Source organism: Chromobacterium sp. W521, from assembly GCF_052805975.1.
This window is the reverse complement of sequence record NZ_JBRBAF010000004.1, coordinates 71,934-92,764: the sequence shown is the minus strand read 5'-3', so window position 1 is coordinate 92,764 and position 20,831 is coordinate 71,934. Positions and strand designations below refer to the sequence as shown.

At 60.5% G+C, this 20,831-nt stretch carries 21 protein-coding genes; 11 read left to right on the top strand and 10 right to left on the bottom strand.

What is annotated here, in order from left to right; genetic code table 11:
• The first annotated feature begins 95 nt into the window (after window positions 1–95).
• The 3 genes from ACUXV1_RS06955 to ACUXV1_RS06945 all read left to right on the top strand — a co-directional run bounded on the left by ACUXV1_RS06955 (window position 96) and on the right by ACUXV1_RS06945 (window position 3,282).
• Window positions 96–1,415 carry a TRZ/ATZ family hydrolase gene (locus ACUXV1_RS06955; RefSeq protein ID WP_081554359.1) on the top strand — a complete coding sequence of 440 codons (1,320 nt, stop codon included), beginning with the start codon at window positions 96–98 and terminating at the stop codon, window positions 1,413–1,415.
• A 2-nt stretch (window positions 1,416–1,417) separates the two neighbouring features.
• Entirely contained in the window at window positions 1,418–2,116 is a 699-nt protein-coding gene (gene ubiG / locus ACUXV1_RS06950) for a bifunctional 2-polyprenyl-6-hydroxyphenol methylase/3-demethylubiquinol 3-O-methyltransferase UbiG (RefSeq protein ID WP_446014796.1), read from the top strand.
• 497 nt (window positions 2,117–2,613) lie between these two features.
• Window positions 2,614–3,282 (top strand): GntR family transcriptional regulator, encoded by a 669-nt coding sequence (locus tag ACUXV1_RS06945; RefSeq protein ID WP_019101268.1) that lies wholly within the window; start codon window positions 2,614–2,616, stop codon window positions 3,280–3,282.
• On the opposite strand, the gene ACUXV1_RS06940 is transcribed toward ACUXV1_RS06945, so the two are convergent.
• Window positions 3,265–4,170: a LysR family transcriptional regulator gene (locus ACUXV1_RS06940; protein ID WP_043632267.1), complete on the bottom strand. Its 906-nt coding sequence runs from the start codon at window positions 4,168–4,170 to the stop codon at window positions 3,265–3,267. The two genes, ACUXV1_RS06945 and ACUXV1_RS06940, sit on opposite strands and share 18 nt — an antisense overlap.
• Window positions 4,171–4,257: 87 nt before the next feature.
• Here ACUXV1_RS06940 and mdtH point away from each other — a divergent pair, with 87 nt between their 5' ends.
• Complete coding sequence (gene mdtH / locus ACUXV1_RS06935; RefSeq protein WP_446014795.1) at window positions 4,258–5,460, top strand: multidrug efflux MFS transporter MdtH; 1,203 nt, start codon at window positions 4,258–4,260, stop codon at window positions 5,458–5,460.
• 85 nt (window positions 5,461–5,545) lie between these two features.
• On the opposite strand, the gene ACUXV1_RS06930 is transcribed toward mdtH, so the two are convergent.
• Window positions 5,546–5,749, bottom strand: a complete 204-nt coding sequence (locus ACUXV1_RS06930) for a cold-shock protein (protein ID WP_019101271.1) — start codon at window positions 5,747–5,749, stop codon at window positions 5,546–5,548.
• Window positions 5,750–5,980: 231 nt separating this feature from the next.
• Here ACUXV1_RS06930 and clpS point away from each other — a divergent pair, with 231 nt between their 5' ends.
• Both clpS and clpA read left to right on the top strand, forming a co-directional pair.
• A complete protein-coding gene (gene clpS, locus ACUXV1_RS06925) occupies window positions 5,981–6,289 on the top strand; it encodes an ATP-dependent Clp protease adapter ClpS (RefSeq protein ID WP_019101854.1) in 309 nt (102 codons plus the stop codon).
• On the top strand, window positions 6,289–8,565 hold the full coding sequence (clpA, locus tag ACUXV1_RS06920) for an ATP-dependent Clp protease ATP-binding subunit ClpA (protein ID WP_043632262.1): 2,277 nt from the start codon (window positions 6,289–6,291) through the stop codon (window positions 8,563–8,565). The genes clpS and clpA overlap by 1 nt, the downstream gene beginning before the upstream one ends.
• Window positions 8,566–8,618: 53 nt before the next feature.
• Here the strand turns inward: clpA and xerD are convergent, their stop codons facing one another.
• From xerD to ACUXV1_RS06880, 8 genes are all read right to left on the bottom strand, one after another.
• Window positions 8,619–9,527 carry a site-specific tyrosine recombinase XerD gene (gene xerD / locus ACUXV1_RS06915; RefSeq protein WP_446014794.1) on the bottom strand — a complete coding sequence of 303 codons (909 nt, stop codon included), beginning with the start codon at window positions 9,525–9,527 and terminating at the stop codon, window positions 8,619–8,621.
• Window positions 9,528–9,725: 198 nt separating this feature from the next.
• The gene (locus ACUXV1_RS06910) at window positions 9,726–10,079 is read right to left on the bottom strand and encodes a methylated-DNA--[protein]-cysteine S-methyltransferase (protein WP_446014792.1); all 354 of its coding nucleotides are present in this window, start codon (window positions 10,077–10,079) and stop codon (window positions 9,726–9,728) included.
• Window positions 10,080–10,284: 205 nt separating this feature from the next.
• The gene (rplS, locus tag ACUXV1_RS06905; RefSeq protein WP_019102875.1) at window positions 10,285–10,653 is read right to left on the bottom strand and encodes a 50S ribosomal protein L19; all 369 of its coding nucleotides are present in this window, start codon (window positions 10,651–10,653) and stop codon (window positions 10,285–10,287) included.
• A 3-nt stretch (window positions 10,654–10,656) separates the two neighbouring features.
• The gene (gene trmD, locus ACUXV1_RS06900) at window positions 10,657–11,424 is read right to left on the bottom strand and encodes a tRNA (guanosine(37)-N1)-methyltransferase TrmD (RefSeq protein WP_019102876.1); all 768 of its coding nucleotides are present in this window, start codon (window positions 11,422–11,424) and stop codon (window positions 10,657–10,659) included.
• Window positions 11,424–11,930, bottom strand: a complete 507-nt coding sequence (rimM, locus tag ACUXV1_RS06895; protein WP_114151988.1) for a ribosome maturation factor RimM — start codon at window positions 11,928–11,930, stop codon at window positions 11,424–11,426. Before rimM ends, trmD begins: the two co-directional genes overlap by 1 nt.
• Window positions 11,931–11,965: 35 nt before the next feature.
• On the bottom strand, window positions 11,966–12,214 hold the full coding sequence (gene rpsP, locus ACUXV1_RS06890) for a 30S ribosomal protein S16 (protein WP_019102878.1): 249 nt from the start codon (window positions 12,212–12,214) through the stop codon (window positions 11,966–11,968).
• Window positions 12,215–12,321: 107 nt separating this feature from the next.
• Complete coding sequence (locus tag ACUXV1_RS06885) at window positions 12,322–14,997, bottom strand: bifunctional acetate--CoA ligase family protein/GNAT family N-acetyltransferase (protein ID WP_019102879.1); 2,676 nt, start codon at window positions 14,995–14,997, stop codon at window positions 12,322–12,324.
• Window positions 14,994–16,004: a cation diffusion facilitator family transporter gene (locus tag ACUXV1_RS06880; RefSeq protein ID WP_446014790.1), complete on the bottom strand. Its 1,011-nt coding sequence runs from the start codon at window positions 16,002–16,004 to the stop codon at window positions 14,994–14,996. Before ACUXV1_RS06880 ends, ACUXV1_RS06885 begins: the two co-directional genes overlap by 4 nt.
• Before the next feature lie 188 nt (window positions 16,005–16,192).
• On the opposite strand from ACUXV1_RS06880, the gene nadA reads away from it, so the two are divergent.
• The 5 genes from nadA (at window position 16,193) to rpoS (ending at window position 20,809) form a co-directional block, all read left to right on the top strand.
• Window positions 16,193–17,110, top strand: a complete 918-nt coding sequence (gene nadA / locus ACUXV1_RS06875) for a quinolinate synthase NadA (RefSeq protein ID WP_446014788.1) — start codon at window positions 16,193–16,195, stop codon at window positions 17,108–17,110.
• A gap of 130 nt (window positions 17,111–17,240) precedes the next feature.
• On the top strand, window positions 17,241–17,987 hold the full coding sequence (gene surE / locus ACUXV1_RS06870) for a 5'/3'-nucleotidase SurE (RefSeq protein WP_019102882.1): 747 nt from the start codon (window positions 17,241–17,243) through the stop codon (window positions 17,985–17,987).
• Entirely contained in the window at window positions 17,969–18,640 is a 672-nt protein-coding gene (locus ACUXV1_RS06865) for a protein-L-isoaspartate(D-aspartate) O-methyltransferase (RefSeq protein ID WP_043632250.1), read from the top strand. The genes surE and ACUXV1_RS06865 overlap by 19 nt, the downstream gene beginning before the upstream one ends.
• Window positions 18,641–18,810: 170 nt before the next feature.
• On the top strand, window positions 18,811–19,812 hold the full coding sequence (locus tag ACUXV1_RS06860; RefSeq protein WP_446014787.1) for a peptidoglycan DD-metalloendopeptidase family protein: 1,002 nt from the start codon (window positions 18,811–18,813) through the stop codon (window positions 19,810–19,812).
• A gap of 49 nt (window positions 19,813–19,861) precedes the next feature.
• A complete protein-coding gene (gene rpoS, locus ACUXV1_RS06855; protein ID WP_019102885.1) occupies window positions 19,862–20,809 on the top strand; it encodes an RNA polymerase sigma factor RpoS in 948 nt (315 codons plus the stop codon).
• Window positions 20,810–20,831: the final 22 nt, after the last annotated feature.

Below are 20,831 nucleotides of genomic sequence, written 5' to 3'. Positions count from 1 at the left end.
CACGCTCCGACGCTTCCTCCCACCTTCCATCATTGCCTTGAATTTAGCCTCGGCCTACAATCCACGTCACTTCAAAATCGCGCCAGGATTGCCCCATGTCCCAGTCCCGTTATGACAAAGTTATCACCGCCCGCTGGATCATTACCGTAGAGGAAGACGGTGAAATCCTGGAAAACCACGCCATTGCTTTGAAGAATGGCAGGATTGCCGCGATTATTCCAGCCGACCAAGCCGGCGCGCTGGAGGCGGATCAACGCGTGGAATTGCCCAACCACGTACTGATGCCCGGCCTGATCAATCTTCACGGCCACTCCGCGATGACGCTCTTGCGCGGCCTGGCCGACGACAAAGCGCTGATGGATTGGCTGACCAACCATATCTGGCCGGCCGAAGGCAAACATGTCCGCGACGACTTCGTGTTTGACGGCGCGCTGCTGGCAATGGGGGAAATGATCCGCGGCGGCACCACCACCATCAACGACATGTATTTCTATCACGGCGCAATGGCTCGCGCCGGCCTGGCCTCCGGCATGCGCACCTTTGTGGGCTGTTCCATCCTGGAGTTCCCCACCAACTACGCCAGCAACGCCGACGACTACATCAGCAAATCGCTGGCCGAACGTCGCCAGTTCCTGGGCGAAGAACTGATCACCTTCACGCTGGCGCCGCACGCGCCTTATACGGTGTCGGACGACACCTTCGCCAAAGTGGTGACGCTGGCCGAGCAAGAAGACATGTTGATCCACTGCCACATCCACGAAACCGCGGACGAGGTGAACAACAGCGTCAAGGAACGCCATCAGCGCCCGCTGGCCCGCCTGCAACAATTGGGCTTGCTGTCCCCGCGTCTGATCGCCGCCCATATGGTGCATTTGAACGACGAGGAAATCGAAATCGCCGCCAAGCACGGTGTGTCGGTAGCGCACAATCCCTCGTCCAATATGAAACTGGCCTCCGGCATCGCCCCCATTCCCAAAATGCTGCAGGCAGGCATCGCCGTGGGCATAGGCACCGACGGCGCCGCCTCCAACAACAAGCTGGACATGCTGGCGGAAACCCGGCTGGCGGCGCTGCTGGCCAAAGTGGGCACCCTGGACCCCACCTCGGTGCCGGCCGCCGCGGCCATCCGCATGGCCACGCTCAACGGCGCTCGCGCGCTGGGCATCGCAGACAAGGTTGGCTCGATCAAGGCCGGCAAACAGGCCGACCTGATCGCCATCGACCTCTCCGCCATCGAAACCGCCCCGGCCTTCGATCCAATCTCCCATGTGGTCTACGCGGCCGGCCGCGAACAAGTCAGCCACGTCTGGGTCAAAGGTCAGGCCCTTTTGGAGCAACGCCAACTCAAGACCCTGGACGAAGCCGCGCTCAAGGCTCGCGCCGAAGACTGGCGTCATCGCATCCTGGCGAAATAATCATGATCAATGTAGACGAAACCGAAATCGACAAATTCAGCCAACTGGCGCACAAATGGTGGGACATGAGCGGCGAATTCAAGCCGCTGCATGAAATCAACCCGCTGCGCCTGGGCTTCATCGACGAACGCGCGGCCATTGCCGGCAAGCAAGTGCTGGACGTGGGTTGCGGCGGCGGCATCCTGGCGGAGAGCATGGCCGCCCGTGGCGCCGCCGTCACCGGCATAGACCTGGCCAAAAAGTCGCTGAAAGTGGCCCAACTACACAGCCTGGAGTCCGGCGTGGCGGTGGATTACCGCTGCGTGGCGATAGAGGAGCTGGCGGAGGAAGCCCCGGCAAGCTTCGACGTGGTCACCTGCATGGAAATGCTGGAGCACGTGCCGGACCCTCAAAGCGTGGTGCGCAGCTGCGCCAGCCTGGTCAAACCCGGCGGCTGGGTGTTCTTCTCCACGCTCAACCGCAATGCCAAATCCTACCTGCTGGCGGTGGTCGGCGCCGAATACGTGCTGAACATGCTGCCTCGCGGCACCCATGAGTACGCGCGCTTCCTCAAGCCCTCGGAGTTATCGCGCATGGCCCGCAACGCCGGTCTGGATATGGACGCGGTCCGCGGCATGAGCTACAACCCGCTGACCCGCATCTACTCGCTGGGCGAAGATACCGCCGTCAACTATCTGATGGCCTGCCGTCGCCCGGAATAAACGGCAAGAAAAAAGGCCTTCGCCAAAGGCGAAGGCCTGAATCACACTCCCGGTTCCACACCGGACACAACCCGCTAAAGTTCGCGAACGCCGCGCCGGCTTCAACGCCCTCGCGGGACGGCCCGCTTGCGGCGACATTCGGCTTGCGCCGCTTGTCGCCTGCTAGGCTGCTTTCCCCGCGCGGGCCGGCCGCCGGCCGAGTCCGCGAGACGGCGGAAATACCTCTCCGACGCCTCTCGCTTATTTTGATAGCCCCTCTCGTGTCAGCCATTTCAAACAAGCGTTTTAATCGTATGATTGATATGATGAATGCGCAAGCAAAACCTCAGTAATGCTTGTCTAGTGCGGCAAGTTGACAACAGTTGGCCTCAAAACCACTGATAATGTTTTGATAACAACAATCTGTCGGACAAACTACTGCCAGACAAACATTGCAGTTTGATTGCCCTCGCATATCAAACATAGGAAAATAATAATATTCTATTCCGGAGAGCAAGATGACGTTCAAAGCGAACGACTCACTGACCGAACAAATCGCCCAATACCTGGGCAAACAAATCATACAAGGCACGATGCAAGCAGGGGAGCGCATTCAGGAATTGCGCATTGCGTCGGAGCTGGAAGTCAGCCGCGGGTCCGTGCGCGAAGCTTTATTGATTTTGCAACGCCGCCATCTGGTGGAGATTTTCCCGCGCCGCGGCGCGGTGGTGTCCAGCATCACGGGTCAGGATGTGCGCCATTTCTTCGAACTGTGGTTTCTACTGCTGGATCAAGCCGTCTGTAACCTCGCCACCTCTTGGCAGAACGACGACCTGGCCCACTTCTTCGAAGTCACCACCCAGTTGGCCGAGTGCAACCGCAAAGACGATTTGCAAGGCTTTTACGAACACGGCGTCGATTTCCTCGACACCCTGTACCTCTATGCCGGCAACCGCTACTTGGAGCACACCCTGAAGGATTTGCTGCCGCTGACCCAGCGTTGTCTGTTCGCCATTTTGCGAGCCGGCAAGAGCCAAATGGAACAGACCCAACTCTTCCTGGAAAACCTGCTCAAGACCATCATTGCCCGCGACACCGCCAAATTACGCCAGATGGTGGCCGAATTCGGCCAACAATACAGCCAGCTGGCGCAGAGCGCAGCCGAGTCGCTAGCCGGACGCCATTGACGCCCACCGCCCGGCCAAGGCCCGGGCGGCGTCCAACACCAACTCCTTCCCTTCGTCCCTGCGTTTGCCTGCGCGCCAAGCCATTGTCACCTCCCACTGCCAGGCAGGTAGATCTGCAATTTTCAGCCGGCGCAAAACACCGTCGGCCAGATCAGACTGAATCGACAACTCCGGCATGAAGCAAAGAAAGCCGTGGCGCAAAGCCAGTTCCCTAGCCGCTGACGCCGGCTGCACCGCATGGATGGGCTGGGCGACGGTGCGAGCCAGACGCAGCCGTCGTATCAACTCGTCACACTCCACACCCCAGTACTGGGGCGCAATCCGGTAAGCCGCCGCCTCCTCCAGATACAGCGGCTGTTCGCGCTCCGCCAAGGGATGCCCGGCCGCTGCCACCGCCACGATGGGAGAGCGCCACAGCGTTTCCATCTGAATGCCCGCCATCGCCGGGCAACGCAGCACAAAACCCACCTGCACCAAACCGGACAACAGGTTCTGCATGATCTGCGATGAATGGTCGGTGTCGCAGCGGATTTCCAGCGGCGCTTCGGCCAGATCCAACAACAAGGGGCCAAAAACCGCCGATGTCAGCGATGGCAGACAAGAAAGCCGCAAACAGGGTAAGGCCGGCGTGCCCTGCAGGATTTCCCTCCCCTGCTCCAGAGCCGACACCGCCTGCTGTGCCGATGGCAAAAAGGCCAGGCAGGCCGCTGTGGGTTCCGCGCCACGCCGATGGCGATGAAACAGGCATACCCCCAGTTCCAACTCCAACGCTTGCACTCTCTGACTGACCTGTGGCTGCGACCAGCCACGCTTGGCGGCAGCCTGACTGAAGCTGCCCAACTCAGCGATATCCAGCAGCAGGCTCAAATCCGAGAGGACGATAGACATAAGAAAATCCAATATTAACTATTACAGATTAATCAGTTACAGAATATCAGGGGCACTCATAGAATGACATGAAAATAAGGAGATTTCATGGCACTGCTAAAGCGGGCCCGGACCTTGGGCAAAGCTTTCATCCTGGTGGACAACCTGATCGTGGTATTCGGTTTCTTCATGGTTTTTCCCTTGATCAGCCTTCATTTCGTCGATCAACTCGGCTGGACCGCCGCCGCGGTGGGCTTTGGATTGGGCCTGCGTCAATTCACCCAGCAGGGACTAGGCCTGTTCGGCGGATCCTTGGCTGACCGTTTCGGCGCCAAACCCCTGATTGTGGCCGGCATGCTGCTGCGCGCCGCCGGCTTCGCCGCCATGGCGCAGGCGGACTCGCCGTGGCAGCTCTGGCTGTCCTGCTTGCTCTCCGGCCTGGGCGGCACGCTGTTCGATCCGCCCCGCTCCGCGCTGGTGGCCAAATTGACAAGACCCCGCGAGCGCAATCGCTTTTATTCCCTGCTGATGATGCAGGACAGCGCCGGCGCAGTAGGCGGCGCCCTGTTCGGCTCCTGGCTGCTGCAGTTCGACTTCCGCTGGGTCTGTCTGGGCGGCGCTGCCGCGTTCTTGGCCGCGGCGGCGGCAAACGCCTGCCTGCTGCCGGATTATCGCGTGGCCGCGCGGCGCGCGCCGGCGCTGGCCTCTATCCGCACGGTGCTGAACGACCGCCGCTTTCTGAAACTGGTGCTCACGCTCAGCGGCTACTACCTGCTCAGCGTGCAGATCATGTTGCTGCTGCCCATCGCAATCAAGCAATTGACCGGCACCCCTCAGGCCGTCGGCTGGATGTACGGACTGGAAACCGCCTTGTCGCTCAGCCTGCTTTACCCGCTGGCGCGGCTGGGCGAACGCCATTTCCGCCTGGAAACCCGAGTACTGGCCGGCATTGCGCTGATGAGCCTCAGCCTGGCCTGCATGGCCGCGGTGCGGCAACCGCTGGCCGCCTTCGTCATCTTGGCGGTGTTCTTTCTCGGCACCCTCATCACCGAACCTGCGCGGGAAACCCTGGTCGCCAGCCTGGCTCGTCCGGAAGCCAGAGCAAGCTATATGGGCGCCAGCAGGCTGGGGCTGGCCTTGGGCGGCGGCGGAGGCTTTCTCGCCGGCGGCTGGCTGTACGACTTTGCTCAGAACCAGCATCAAGCCGGCCTGCCCTGGCTGCTGCTGGCCGCCGCGGGCGCGCTCACCTTTATCGCGCTGGCGCGCCAATTTGGCCCAGCCGCGCCAAGAGCGGCCAAAGCAGCGGTCTGACAACAACAAAAGCCCGCCGGATGGCGGGCTTTTCATCAATCAGCTGGGCTGTTTGCCTTACGGCAGACAGACAGTAAAACCAGTGTTACGCGTTCTGAATATTAGACGCTTGCTTGCCCTTCGGACCGGACACCACTTCAAAGCTTACACGCTGCCCTTCTTTCAGGGTTTTGAAGCCTTGCATGTTGATGGCCGAGAAGTGAGCGAACAAGTCTTCGCCGCCTTCATCCGGAGTAATGAAGCCAAAACCTTTAGCGTCATTGAACCACTTAACGGTACCTAATGCCATTCTTACTTCCTTGCAAAAAAAGGCTGGTGAAGCCGACCAACTTAGAGCTTAATAAGAGTTGTCTGGCTTGCCTAGCGCAAAAAAATGCCAAACAGTTAAGCCAAGCACCAGCTGCATTTCTACGCAACCCGCCGCTCATCGTCAAGTCGAAGAGGAAAAGTGCCAGTCCCCTTGAAAAAAACTCTCGGGGAACCCAAATTGAAGTAAGACGCAGATTCCACGAAAGCCGACATGTCTACGCAGTTCAAGGACGATGCCATACAAGAGGCGTCCCGGGTTAGGGAAAACCCACCCCCGATGTATAAGGTCTTGTTATTGAACGATGATTTCACCCCAATGGATTTTGTGATCCAGGTTCTCCAGCAGTTCTTCTACATGAACCGCGAAAAGGCCACTCACATCATGCTGCAAGTCCACACGCAAGGTCACGGCGTGTGTGGCGTTTATACCAAAGACGTGGCTGCAACAAAGGTCGAGCAGGTGTTGCAATATGCGAAAGCGCACCAGCATCCGCTCCAGTGCGTTATGGAGGAAAACTGATGATTGCCCAGGAGCTTGAAGTAAGCCTGCACATGGCGTTCATGGACGCAAGGCGCAAGCGCCACGAGTTCATCAGCGTGGAGCATCTGTTACTCGCGATGACCGACAACCCGTCGGCTGCCGAAGTACTGCGCGCATGTGGAGCCAATATCGACCAGCTGAAAAAACAGCTGGGCGATTTTATCGATGAGCACACCCCCACCGTGCCTGGAGAGGCGGAGGTGGAAACTCAACCCACACTCGGCTTCCAGCGCGTGATTCAGCGCGCCATCCTGCACGTGCAGTCTTCCGGCAAAAAAGAGGTGACCGGGGCTAACATTCTGGTGGCCATCTTTGGCGAGAAGGACTCCCACGCGGTGTACTACCTGCACCAGCAAGGCATTTCGCGGCTGGACGTGGTGAATTTCATTTCTCATGGAATCACCAAGCAGCGCTCGCAGCAGCAACCGCAAGAGCCGCGCGACAGCAGCGGCGAAGCGGAGAGCGAGGAACAGGCCACCGGTCCGGGCGGCGCCTTGGAAAACTACACGCAGAACCTCAACCAGCAGGCGCGCGAAGGCAAGATAGATCCGCTGATCGGCCGCGAATCCGAGTTGGAACGCACCGTTCAGATCCTGTGCCGCCGCCGCAAGAACAACCCGCTGCTGGTGGGCGAAGCCGGCGTGGGCAAAACCGCCATCGCCGAAGGCTTGGCGCGCCGCATCGTCAACGGCGAAGTGCCGGAGATTCTGGCCAAATCCACCGTTTACGCACTGGACATGGGCGCGCTGTTGGCCGGCACCAAATACCGCGGCGACTTCGAACAGCGGCTGAAGGCGGTGATCAAGCAACTGACCGAGGACAGCAACGCCATTCTGTTCATCGATGAGATTCATACCCTGATCGGTGCCGGCGCGGCCTCGGGCGGCACGCTGGACGCGTCCAATCTGCTCAAGCCCGCCCTCTCCAACGGCAGCCTGCGCTGCATCGGGGCGACCACCTACAACGAGTACCGCAGCATCTTCGAAAAGGACAACGCGCTGTCGCGCCGTTTCCAGAAGATCGACGTCAACGAACCGACGGTGGAACAGACCGTGGAAATCCTCAAGGGGCTGAAGTCGCGCTTCGAGGCTCACCACGGCGTCAAGTACACGCAATCCGCGCTATCCACCGCGGCAGAGCTGTCGGCGCGCTTCATCAACGATCGCCATCTGCCGGACAAAGCCATCGACGTGATAGACGAGGCCGGCGCCGCGCAGAAAATTCTGCCCAAGTCCAAGCAGAAAAAGGTCATCAACAAGACCGAGATCGAGGACATCGTCGCCAAGATCGCGCGCATTCCGCCCAAGACCGTATCGTCCGATGACAAGAACGTGCTGAAGAACCTTGAGCGCGATCTGAAAAACGTGGTGTTCGGGCAGGAGAAGGCCATCGAAGGACTGGCCAGCGCCATCAAGATGACGCGATCCGGCTTGGGCAATCCGCAAAAGCCAATCGGATCCTTCCTGTTCTCCGGCCCCACCGGTGTTGGCAAGACGGAGGTGGCGCGCCAGCTAGCCTATATTCTGGGCGTGGAGTTGATCCGCTTCGACATGTCCGAATACATGGAACGCCATGCGGTGTCCAGGCTGATCGGCGCACCTCCGGGCTATGTCGGGTTCGAACAGGGCGGCCAACTGACGGAAGCGATCAACAAGCATCCGTACGCGGTGGTGTTGCTGGATGAGATCGAAAAAGCACATCCTGACATCTACAACGTGCTGCTGCAGGTGATGGACCACGGCACGCTGACCGACAACAACGGCCGCAAGGCGGACTTCCGCAACGTGGTGATCATCATGACCACCAACGCAGGCGCCGAGTCTTTGTCCAAGCCCACTCTGGGCTTCACTCAGACCAAGGCGACCGGCGACGAGATGGGAGACATCAAGAAGCAGTTCAGTCCGGAATTCCGCAACCGTCTGGACGCCATCATCCCGTTCAAGATGCTGGACGAGCAGATCATCCTGCAAGTGGTGGACAAGTTCCTGATGCAGTTGGAACAGCAGCTGGCCGAGAAGCGGGTGGATATCCACTTCACCGACGAACTGCGCCGCTACCTGGCTAAGAACGGTTTCGATCCGCTGATGGGCGCCCGCCCGATGGCGCGTCTGATTCAAGACACGCTGCGCAAGGCGCTGGCAGACGAGTTGCTGTTCGGCCGGCTGGTCACCGGCGGTGAAGTCACCGTCACCGTGGTGGACGACAAGGTAGAGCTGCAATTCGACCACCAGGCTCTGACGCCCGAACCCGCCTGATTTTGCTTACGCAACACGCAACGCCCGCTAAAGCGGGCGTTTTTCTTTTCGTCTCAACCGCGCGGATGATGCTTGGCGTGCAGCTGTTTCAAGCGCTCCCGCGCCACATGGGTATAAATCTGCGTGGTGGATATGTCCGAATGCCCCAGCAAGAGCTGCACCACGCGCAAATCCGCGCCGTGATTGACCAGATGGGTCGCGAAAGCATGTCGCAACACATGCGGGCTCACTGCCGGCAAGCCCTGCCGCTTGGCGTACTGCGAAATCAAATGCCAAGCCATCTGCCTCGTCATGCCCGCCTTGCGCTGGGTCACGAACACGGTGTCGCAGACCGCTCCCGCCAACAAGAGCGGCCTCGCCTCTACCAAATAGCGCTGCAGCCACTCCTGAGCCAGTTCGCCCAAGGGCACCAATCTTTCCTTATTGCCCTTGCCCATGGTCTTGACCAAGCCGTCCAGCAAGTTCACCTGCTGCAGCGTCAGGCCTACTAGCTCGGACACGCGCAGGCCGCTGGCGTAAAGCAGCTCCAGCATCGCCCGGTCGCGCAGGCCCAAGGGCGTGGCCACATCGGGCGCCTCCAGCAAGGCTTCCACATGCCGCTCGGACAGAGACTTGGGCAAACGCGGCCCTTGCTTGGGCGCGCGTAAGCGGGCGCAAGGGTCGTCATCGCGCAAACCCGCCTGCGTCAGATATTGATAAAAGCGCTTCATCGCCGACACCATCCGCGCCCGGGTCGCCGGTTTCTCGCAATCCACCCCCAGCAATAACGCCTGCTCCAGCTGCTCGGGGCCAGCCTCCGTCAAACGCGCGCCGCTATCTCCTAGACGCGCGGCCAGCTTGCCAAGATCGCGTCGATACGCGGCCAGGGTGTTCTTGGACAAACCATCGCTCAGCCATAGCTGGTCCAAAAACGCATCGATGGCTTCCTCGGCCGCCTTCATCTCTTCGCTGCTCGCATCCATTTTGTCGTCGTCCGCTGAAGTGCGCGTCAAGCCGCCCGCGCGGAACACCCATGCCGAATAATCTTCAGTCTTTGTCCGACTCACCGGCAAAACATTCCCTCGCAAGTCCTACCTCTTCATCACGCGCGAGCCGGGCCTAGCGTAAAGATATCCAGAACGGCGCGCAAAACATCCGTCTTGCGCCTATCTTAGCGCTGCTCAACACCCAAACTCATGCGCCAGCAGCCACTGCTTGATGTCGACGGTTTCCCGGCCCAATGAGCGATTAAAGCCGCCCAGGCTATTGCGAGCCACCACGCGGTGGCAAGGCACGATGATGGGCACAGGATTGCGTCCGCAGGCATTGCCCACCGCCCGCGCCGACGAACCCAGCGCCGTGGCGATATCCTGATAGCGCCTCATCTGCCCGCAAGGAATCCTCTCTATCTCGCCCCAAACACGCAGTTGGTGTTCGCTGCCCTGCAAACGGTAGGGCAGGCTGAAGCCGAAACGCGGATCAACGAAATAAGCGCGCAGTTGCTCCGCCACCTCTTGTTCCAGGCTGCGCGGCATCGGCGCTCTGAGAGCTTGCCGCTCAGCCAAGAATTCCAGATTCACAAGCGCGCCGTCGAGACACAAAATGCCCAGCTGCCCGAACGGCGCGTCGATTACCGCGCTGTATTCTATTTTCCGCCTCCGACGCTCCGGCAATAAAAAAGCGCAAGGCATCGCCTTGCGCTTTGAACCGTCATCAAGCCTAAGCCTGACTCGACAAGGCTTAACCTTGCTTGCGAGCCGGCAGTTTTTCCTTGATGCGTGCGGATTTGCCGGTACGGCCGCGCAGGTAGTACAGCTTGGCGCGACGCACGTCGCCGCGGCGCTTCACTTCAACGGAAGCCACCAGCGGGGAGTAGGTTTGGAAAGTACGCTCTACGCCTTCGCCGGCGGACATCTTGCGCACGGTGAAAGCGCTGTTCAGGCCAGCGTTTTTCTTGGCGATAACCACGCCTTCGTAAGCCTGCAGACGTTCGCGGTTGCCTTCCTTAACCTTCACCTGAACGACGATGGTGTCGCCCGGTGCGAATTCCGGCAGGGTCTTGCCCAGGCGGGCGATTTCTTCTTGCTCGAGTTTCTGGATCAGATCCATGATTCACTCCTGGTTTTTCTGGAGATCTTGTTCCTGCTGGTACTCCGCCAGCAGCCGAGATTCCTGTTTTGTCAAAATACGGCCTTGCAGCAAATCCGGGCGACGTTGCATCGTCCTGCCCAGCGCCTGTTTCAGCCGCCATTTAGCGATCAGCGCATGATTACCGGACAACAACACATCCGGCACCCGCATGCCCTGATAGTCTTCGGGTCGGGTATAGTGCGGACAATCAAGAAGCCCGTCCACAAATGAATCTTCGTAAGCCGACTGCGCGTCGTTCAGGACACCTGGGAGCAAACGCACCACCGCATCCATCAACACCATGGCCGGCAGCTCGCCGCCGGACAAAACGTAGTCGCCGATGGAAATCTCCTCGTCGACTTCGCGCTGGATCAACCTTTCATCCACGCCCTCGTAGCGGCCGCACAGCAGGATCAAGCCCGCTCGCTGCGACAGCTCCGCCGCCTTCTCATGCGTAAGCGGACGGCCTTGGGGTGAAAGATAAATCACATGGCTGCGCTCGGCTCCGGCTTGCGCCTGCCTCGCCCTGGCCGCAGCGATCGACTGCGCCAATGGCTCAATCTGCATCACCATGCCGGGGCCGCCGCCATAAGGCCGGTCGTCAACCCGGCGGTAGTTGTCGTGCGTGAAATCGCGAGGATTCCAAGCCTGAAAACCCCAAATGCCCAAATCAAGCGCCCGCTGGCTAACGCCAAAGCGGGCGATGGAATCGAACATCTCCGGAAACAGCGTTACCGCGTCGATTTGCATCAGTAGTCCAGACCCCAGTCCACCTGGATCTTGCCTTCGGCAAGCTGGACTTCCAGCACATACTGATCCACAAAGGGAATCATGCGCTGAGCGTCCGCGCCCTGCACTACCAACAGATCATGGGCGCCGGTTTCCATCAATTCACTGACTTTGCCCAGCACTTCGCCTTGCTGATTGACGACTTCCAGGCCGATCAGATCAGCCCAGTAGTATTCGCCTTCTTCAGCGGCCGGCAACTCTGCGCGCGGCACAGCGATCTGCATGCCGCGCAAGGCTTCGGCCGCATCGCGGTCTTCCACGCCTTCCAGCTTGGCGGCAAGCGCCTTGGGCTGGAGAGCGCCATTTTCAAATGTGTACGGCTTCCAGTCGTTCTCCTTGCCCAGCCACCAGACCGGGTAGTCGAACAGACCGTCAGCGTATTCGGTGTCGGCCTGGACTTTTACCCAGCCCTTGACACCAAAGGCGCCACGCACAAACCCCATCACTACGAGATCTTCGCTGCGCATGCGCCTAGTCCGTCAGTTGATGTATCAACGAACGCTTAGGCAGCGGCCTTCTGCTCTTTCAGCAGCTTGGCAACGGCGTCGGAAACTTGAGCGCCAACGCCTACCCAGTGGTTCAGGCGGTCCATGGTGAAACGGACGCGCTCTTGCTTCTCGTTGGCAACCGGGTTGTAGAAGCCAACGCGCTCGATGAAGCGACCGTCACGACGGTTACGGGAATCGGTCACCACGATGTTGTAGAACGGACGGTTCTTGGCGCCGCCACGTGCCAGACGAATCACTACCATTGTCGATTGTCCTTGAATAAAAACGGTATGTAGAAAAGCCCACGATTTTAGGTCAGTTTTCCCTTATCTTGCAAGCGCTTAATGCAAGACGGCTGTCAAGCCCGCCGTTACAAGCTCTTGGACACCATGGTCAGGGCCCGGTCTTCCGGGTGAGGCTCAACGGAAAACCCCAGCTTGTGCATCAGTTTCAGCATGCCCTTGTTGCCGGCCAACACCTCGCCGCGCATCACTTTCAGGCCCTGCTCGCGCGCCGCGTCGAACAAGGCGCTCATCAATAAATAACCTATGCCCTTGCCCTGCCAACGGTCGGCCACTTCCAGCGCGAACTCACAGCCTTCGTTGTCCGGATCGGTGATGAAGCGGGCCACCGCCAGCATTTCCTCGCCGTCCTTGTGTTCCCGCGTCATCGCCAACGCCATTTCGCGGTCGTAATCCAGCTGGGTGAAACGCACCAACATGCTTTGCGACAATTGCTTGATGCTGGACAGGTAGCGGTTGTAGCGGCTTTCCTCGGACAGATTGCGCACAAACTCCTGTTGCATATCCGCATCTTCCGGCCGCACCGGCCGCACCATTACATTGGTGCCGTCGTTCAATTTGGCGCACACCACCATGTGGCTGGGATAAGGCATGATCGCCATATGGCCGTAGCGCTTCAAATCCGGCCGCCGCGGCCGCACGATGATGCGGGCGTCGAGCGCGATCACCCCCTGCTCGTCGGCCACCAACGGATTAATGTCCATTTCGCGCAGTTCCGGCAGTTCGCACACCATTTCCGACACATGCAGCAGCACATCCTCTAATTCGTCCTGATCCACCGCCGGCAGGTTCTTGAACGCCCCCAGCAACTGGCCGATGCGGGTATGGCGGATCATGCTGGCCACTAGATAACCGTTGAGCGGCGGCAGCGACAGCGCGCGGTCGTGCATCACCTCCACCGCGATGCCCCCGGCGCCGAAAGTGATCACTGGGCCGAAGGCCTCGTCGTGGGTAACGCCCACCATCACTTCGCGGGCGAAGCGGCGCTTGCGCATCGGCTGCACCGAGACCCCGTCAATGCGCGCCTCCGGTCTTGCCTGCCGCGTACGGCTGATGATGGCGTCGAATGCCTCGCGCAGCGTCGCCTCGTTGCTGATGTTCAGTTCCACTCCGCCAACGTCGGACTTATAAATAATGTCCGGCGAATCGATCTTCAGCACCACAGGGTAACCAATCTTGTCGGCCTGCTTGACCGCCTCGTTGGCGGTACGCGCCAGCCGGGTGGGATTGACCGGGATCTGAAAAGCGGCCAGCACTTCCTTTGACTCCCGTTCGGACAAGATATCCCGCCCATCCTTCAGCGCGGCGGCGATGACCTTGCGCGCCTTGGCCACATCCGGATCCGCGCGCTTGCCTTCCAGCGGCCCCGGGGTCTGCAACAGCAACTGCTGGTTGCGCTGGTAGGCCGCCAGATTGCGGAATACCTCAATGCCGTACTCCGGCGCGCGGAAATGCGCGCATTTGGCCTTGGAAAACAGTTCGCGGCTTTCCGACACCTTGGCGTCACCCAGCCAGGACAAAAACAGCGGCTTGCTGGATTCGCGTTGCAAGCCAATCATCAACTGCGCGGTTGTCAGGTGATCCGTGCCGGCCTGCGGAGTAAACACCACCATCACGCCGTCCACATTGGGATCGTCCAAACAGGCCTTCACCGCGGTGCGAAAACGCGAGGGACTGGCGTCGCCGATGATGTCCAGCGGATTGCCTCGCGACCAATTGCGCGGCAAGACGCCATTGAGCAGTTCCATGGTGGCGTCGGATAGCTTGGCCAGCTCCACCCGGTTGGAATAGGCGCTGTCCGCGGCCAGCACGCCGGGGCCGATGCCGTTGGTGACGATGGCCAACCGCTTGCCGCCCACCCGGTAGTTGGCGGCAAGCACTTTGGCGGCGGTGAACAACTGGGCAATGGTGTCCACGCGCAGCACGCCTGCACGTGCCAGCGCGGCGTCGAACACATCGCCGCTTTCCACCAGATTGCTTGAGTGTGTGACCCCGGTCACCGCGTCTTCGTAACGCCCGGATTTGATCACCACCACCGGCTTGGTCCGCGCCGCGGCGCGCAAGGCCGACATGAAACGGCGCGCGTCGTGAATGTGGTGGACATGCAACAGAATGCCCTGGGTGAAGTTGTCCGCCACCAGGTAATCCAGAATTTCGCCAAAGCCGACGTCCAAGGCGTTGCCCACCGAAATCACGCTGGAAAAACCGATGCCCTTGCTGTCCGCCCAGTCCAGCATCGCCGTGCACAACGCCGACGACTGCGATACCAGCGCCAGATTGCCCGGCCTCACCTTGCTGGTGTAATTGCTGGCATTGAAGCCCGCCACCGGCCGCATCAGGCCCAGCACGTTGGGCCCCAGGATGCGGATGCCGAAATGACGGCTGATCGACAGCGTCTCGTTGATGATCTCCCGCTCCAGCTGCTCGCTGTCCGCGAACTCCTTGGCCAGCAGCACCGCCTTGATGCCCTTCTTGCCGCAATCCTTCATGATCGCCGGCAAAGTCCGCGTGGCGGTCACCACCACCGCCAGGTCCACGGGCTCGCTGATCTGGCGCACCGAAGCCACCGCGGGCACCCCGGCCACCACCTTGTGGTTGAGGTTGACCGGAAACAGCTTGCCCTGGAAGTTGCCCGCCAGCAGATTGGCGAACACCGCCTGCCCGATCGAGCCCGGCGTGTCGCTGGCGCCGATCACGGCTACGCTGCGAGGCGAAAACAACGGTGTCAGGTAATGCGGCCTCATTGATGCTTATCCTCGGAAATAATGGTAACCGGCACGGTTTTCCCCGCCGGCGGCGGCAGGGGCCACTCCGGCTGCAAAGTCACATGATCGATGCCGAACTCGCGCGACAGCATGCGCTGACAGGCGGCCAGGATGCGCGGCCAATCCTGCGGCGCGCTCACCTGCAAATGCGCAGACAAGGCCACGCGGTCGGCAGCCATGGTCCAGATGTGCAGATCATGCACCGACCTCACCCCGGCGATGCCGCCCAAGGCGCGACCGATGCGGTTGAAATCCAGCTCCGCCGGCACCTCTTCCATCAACACCGCCAACGACTTGCGCAACAACCTCCAAGTCGACGACAGGATCAGGCAGGCCACCAGCATGGACAAGATCGGGTCCGCCGGCGTCCAGCCGGTCCAAAACACAATGGCCCCGGACGCGATCGCGGCCAGCGAGCCCAACAAATCTCCCATGACGTGCAGCAGCGCCGCCTTGCTGTTCAAACTGTGCGCGCCGTGGCTCAGAATCCACGCGGCCAGCACATTCACCATCAAGCCCACCACCGCGATGCCCATCACGCCCAGGCCGTTGACCGGATGCGGCTCCAGCAAACGCCGCACCGCCTCCACCGAAATGAAGACGATAACGCCGAACATGAACAAGCTGTTCAGAAACGCGCCGATCACCTCCGCGCGGCCATGGCCGAAGGAATGCGACTCGTCCGCCGGACGGCGGCCTATATGCGCAACCCACAAGGCCAGCAGCAGCGATATGGAGTCTGTCAGCATATGGCCGGCGTCGGACAGCAGGGCCAGGGACCCCGTCATCCAGCCGCCCACCGCCTCCACGCAGGCAAAACCTACCGTCAGCAGCGCCACCCAGCGCAAAGCGCGCATGCTGGCGGCGCGCGCCGCGGCCCCCGTCACCCCGCCATGGGGATGACGATGCGGGTGATTGTAATCGTGCTCGTCGTCGTGCTCGCCGCCCGCCGAGCCATCATCATGCAGACTGAACCTTGACGTCATATTGACCTCCGGCAAGCCGAATCCATCTCGCTCCACTCCGCCGCAAGCGGCCTAACAAGAATGGACTGGCGCGGACACTACAATATTGTTAATCTTTACTGTTTAGCAATAGCTCTTTACTGCACCGCACAAAGTCGCCCACGCTCTGGTTACATCAGAGGCCGAATGGCGGCGGGAGTCGATCCATCATGACGAAACGCGTCGTCACGCTTGCTCATTACTATACCCAGCCTGAAATCCAGCAAATGGCCGACAAGGTTGGCGACAGCCTGGAGCTTTCTTTGTACGCCAAGGAAGCCAATGCCGACATCATCGTTTTTGCCGGCGTGCGCTTCATGGCGGAAACCGCGAAAATTCTCAATCCCCAGGCGGAAGTGATTCTGCCCGACGCGGGCTCCACCTGCTCGTTGGTGACCCAGACCGACGTGGCCGCCTTGGCCAAATGGCGCAAGCAGCACCCGGATCACGTGCACGTGTCCTACATCAACTCCAGCGCCGAGCATAAAGCGCTGTCCGACTGGATCGTCACCAGCCGCAATGTCGACGACATCATTGCCCACCTGTACGCCGAAGGCAAAAAAGTCATCTTCTCGCCGGACCGCAATATGGGCGGCTACCTCAACTACCAGTACGACTACAACATGCCGCTGTGGTCGGCAGTGTGCGAAGTGCACGACAAATTCAACGAAGCGGCGCTGGACGAGGCCTTCGCGGTTGCCGGCTCGGAAAAATATCTGATCGCCCACCCGGAAAGCCCGCTGCCGGTGCTGAAGAAGGCCGACTACGTAGGCTCCACCTCCGGCATGCTCAACTGGGTCAAGCAATTCTCCGGCAGCTCCGACGCGGTGATCTTTGTCGCTACCGAAGACGGCATCCTCTACAACATGGGTCTGGCCCGCCCAGATCTGGACCTGCGCCAGGCGCCGATCTACGCCGGCTGCCAATGCAACTCCTGTCCGTACATGAAGATGAACACCATAGAAGCGGTGAAGCGCGCGCAACAGGGCGTGGGCTTGCGCATCGACTACCTCAGCCGGGAGCAAATGGACGCGGCGCGGCTGCCGATCGAGCGCATGTTGGAATTCAGCCAGCGTTATTACGCCTGAGCCGCCTTCCCCAACCCGCCCACCGGCGGGTTTTGTTTATCGGTCTTCCACGCCGGACTTTTCCGCGTCATCGTTGGAGCGATACAATCAGCCGGGCCACCTTTGCCGGCCAAAACAATAGAAAGACAGCATGAAGTTTCTCATCAGCAACGACGACGGTTATTTCGCTCCGGGACTGGCCATGCTGGCGCAAACCCTGTCCCGCCACGGCGAAGTCGTCATTGTCGCGCCGGAGCGGGACCGCAGCGGCGCCAGCAACTCCCTGACCCTGGATCGCCCCTTGACCGTGCGCAAGGCCGCCAACGGCTTTCACTACGTCAACGGCACCCCCACCGACTGCGTGCACCTCGCCGTAACCGGCATGCTGGACTTCAAACCTGACATGGTGTTCAGCGGCATCAACCACGGCCCCAATATGGGCGACGATACCTTGTACTCCGGCACCGTGGCCGCCGCCACCGAAGGCTTCATGCTGGGCATCCCCTCCATCGCAGTGTCGCTGGCGGGCTATAGCGGCCAGCACTTCGCCAGCGCCGGGCTGGTCGTCGATCAACTGGTGGAACGCTGCAAACGGACCCCGTTCCGCGAGCCCGTACTGCTCAACGTCAACGTGCCCGACATCGCCCCGGAAGCACTGGGTCAATTGACCGTCACCCGCCTGGGCCGCCGCCACTGCGCGCAGCCGGTGATCAAGTCTCAGAATCCGCGCGGCGAGACGATATACTGGGTAGGACCGGTCGGCAATGTGCAAGACGCCGGCGCGGGCACGGATTTCGGCGCGCTGGCCAACAACGATATTTCAGTGACGCCGCTCATGCTGGATTTAACCGCCTATGGCCAACTAGACGGAATCAAAACATGGCTACACCACAGCTGACGCCGGGCCAGCCGGCCTACGGCATGCTTTCCGACCGCACCCGACGCCGCATGGTCGAGCGATTGCGCCAAAACGGCGTGGCCGACGAACGCGTGCTGACCGCGATGTCGGACGTGCCGCGTCACCTGTTTGTAGACCAGGCGCTAGCCACCCGCGCCTATGACGACGTGTCGCTACCCATAGGCCACGGCCAGACGATATCCCAGCCCTTCACCGTGGCGCGGATGACGGAAATCCTGTTGAATGGCAAGAAGCCGGGCAAGGTTCTGGAGATCGGCACCGGCTGCGGCTACCAGACCGCCGTGCTGCTGAAGACCGGCGCCGAGGTCTACTCCATTGAACGCTTGGGCGCCATTCTTGACAAAGCCAGACGCAATTTGCGCGCCGCCAAGCTGGTGCACGCCCGCCTGGTTCATGGCGACGGCCACTTCGGCCTGGCCGAGGCAGCGCCCTTCGACGGCATCATCATGACCGCCGCCGCGCGCAACATCCCCCAGGCCCTGGTCGAACAGCTCAACGACGGCGGCCGCATGATCATGCCGATAGGCGAAGAGGAACAGTACTTGTGGCTGATAGAGAAAACCGCGCAAGGCCTGCAGAAAAGCCGGCTGGACCCGGTGAAATTCGTACCCTTGCTTGCCGGACGCAGTTAGAACTGCAAAAACACAACAGTTTCTTTGTCCGACAATTTATCAAATCACTTAAACAGACTATAAAAAACAAAAGTATGCTAAAAATGCATTGCAGCTATGCATATATATTCACGGCCTCGATCGGCATCGCCCTGAGCGGATGCAGCAGCATCGCCCAGCAGCCGGCCCCCGTGGAAAGCGCAACACCGGCAGCCGCTCGCAACGCGCCGCCTCCGGCGCCCGCCGCTACAAGCGGCAGCAATGCGGCGGTAACAACGCCGTATCAGGATAACGGAGGAGTGTCCGCCGCGCCGATAGGCTCCGTCTCAGCGGCGGGCGCGACAACAAGAGAAAAGACCCATGTGGTTCAGCCGGGGGAGAATCTGTTCCGCATCTCTCTGAACAACGGCCTGAAATACAAGGATGTCGCGGCCTGGAACAACCTGCCGGACAACAATATCAAAGTAGGACAAGTGCTGCGCTTGACCCCGCCTGGCGGAGACGCCTCCCCGGCGGCCAGCGCCGGCCAGCCGACGGCGGCCGGCGCGCCGGCCCAGTCAAGCGCTCCGGTGGAAAGCGCAACTGTCCAAGCTGGCGGTGTCAAGGCCTACCCCAAAGCCCTGAAACTGCCTTATAGCGCAGAAGCAGCAAAAACCTTGTCCGCCCAGAGCGAGGGCGGACCGGGCAACAACAAGAACGCTCAAGCCCCGATCAGCTCCGCCGGCTCGCCGGCGGCGGCAAGCGCTCCGGCCAAGGCCGAAGCCCCGGCGGCGACGCCGTCCAGCAAGCCCGAGGCCAGCAAGCCCGCGGCGAAAGCGGACGAAGACGCGGTGCCGTGGCTATGGCCTACCGAAGGCAAGATGATCCGGGGGTATTCCGATAGCAGCAAGGGCATAGACATCAGCGGTCGTAGCGGCCAGCCGGTGTTGGCGGCGGGAGACGGCAAAGTGGTGTACAGCGGCACGGGCCTGCGCGGCTACGGCAAGCTGATCATCATCAAGCACAATAAATCCTTCCTGTCGGCCTACGCCCACAATAGCCAGTTGCTCGTAAAGGAGGGCCAGTCTGTCAAGCGAGGGCAGAAGATTGCCGAAATGGGCAATTCCGACGCCGACCAAGTGAAACTGCACTTTGAAATCCGCCGCCTCGGTAAACCGGTGGATCCGATGCAGTACCTTGACCATAAGTCCTGACGGGCGGCCGGGGCCCCCGTCCAGGATCAGAAAGAGACGGGGGTAGAACATGAGTAGCGAACTCGACATTCTCGAAGAGCAAGAAATTCTCGACGAGGAAAGCAATGAGGAAGCCGTTGCTGAAGTGGAGGCAGAGGAAGTCGGCGAAGCGCAGCCGGTATACGAAGAAGTTGCCGACGTCACCCAAATCTACCTCAACGATATCGGCAACAACGCTCTGTTGACGCCGCAGGAAGAACTGGCTCTGGCCCGCCGCGTGGTGGCCGGCGAGTTCGAAGCGCGGCAAAAGATGATCGAACACAATCTGCGGCTGGTGGTGAACATCGCCAAGCATTACATCAACCGCGGCCTGGCGCTGCTGGATCTGATCGAGGAAGGCAATATCGGTCTGATGCACGCGCTGGAGAAGTTCGATCCGGAGCGCGGCTTCCGCTTCTCCACCTATGCCACCTGGTGGATTCGCCAGAGCATAGAACGCGCCATCATGAATCAATCTCGCACCATCCGCCTGCCGGTGCATGTGATCAAGGAGCTCAATGTTTATCTGCGCGCCTCGCGCCATCTGGAAAGCCAGATCGGCCGCGAGCCGACGCTGGATGAAATCGCCCATCTGGTGGGCAAGCCGGTGGACGATGTGCGCAAGGTGATGAACCTCAACGAGCGCATGGCCTCGCTGGACGCGCCGCTGGATATCGACCCGATGCTGTCAATCGGCGAGTCCATTCCGGACGAGCAGCATGACGAGCCGGAAATCCAGTTGCACAACAGCCAGTTGGAACACTTCGTCCATGAATGGCTGGGCCAACTGAACGAGAAGCAAAAACTGGTGATCGAGCGCCGCTACGGCCTCAACGGCTACGAAATCTGCACGCTGGAAGAGTTGGCCGCCGCACTGAGCCTGACCCGCGAACGCGTGCGCCAGATCCAGATTGAAGGCCTGGAACAACTACGCCGCATCCTGCGCCGCAAGGGCATCTCCAAGGACTTTCTGTTGTAGCTCGCGACAGCGTCAGTCGCCG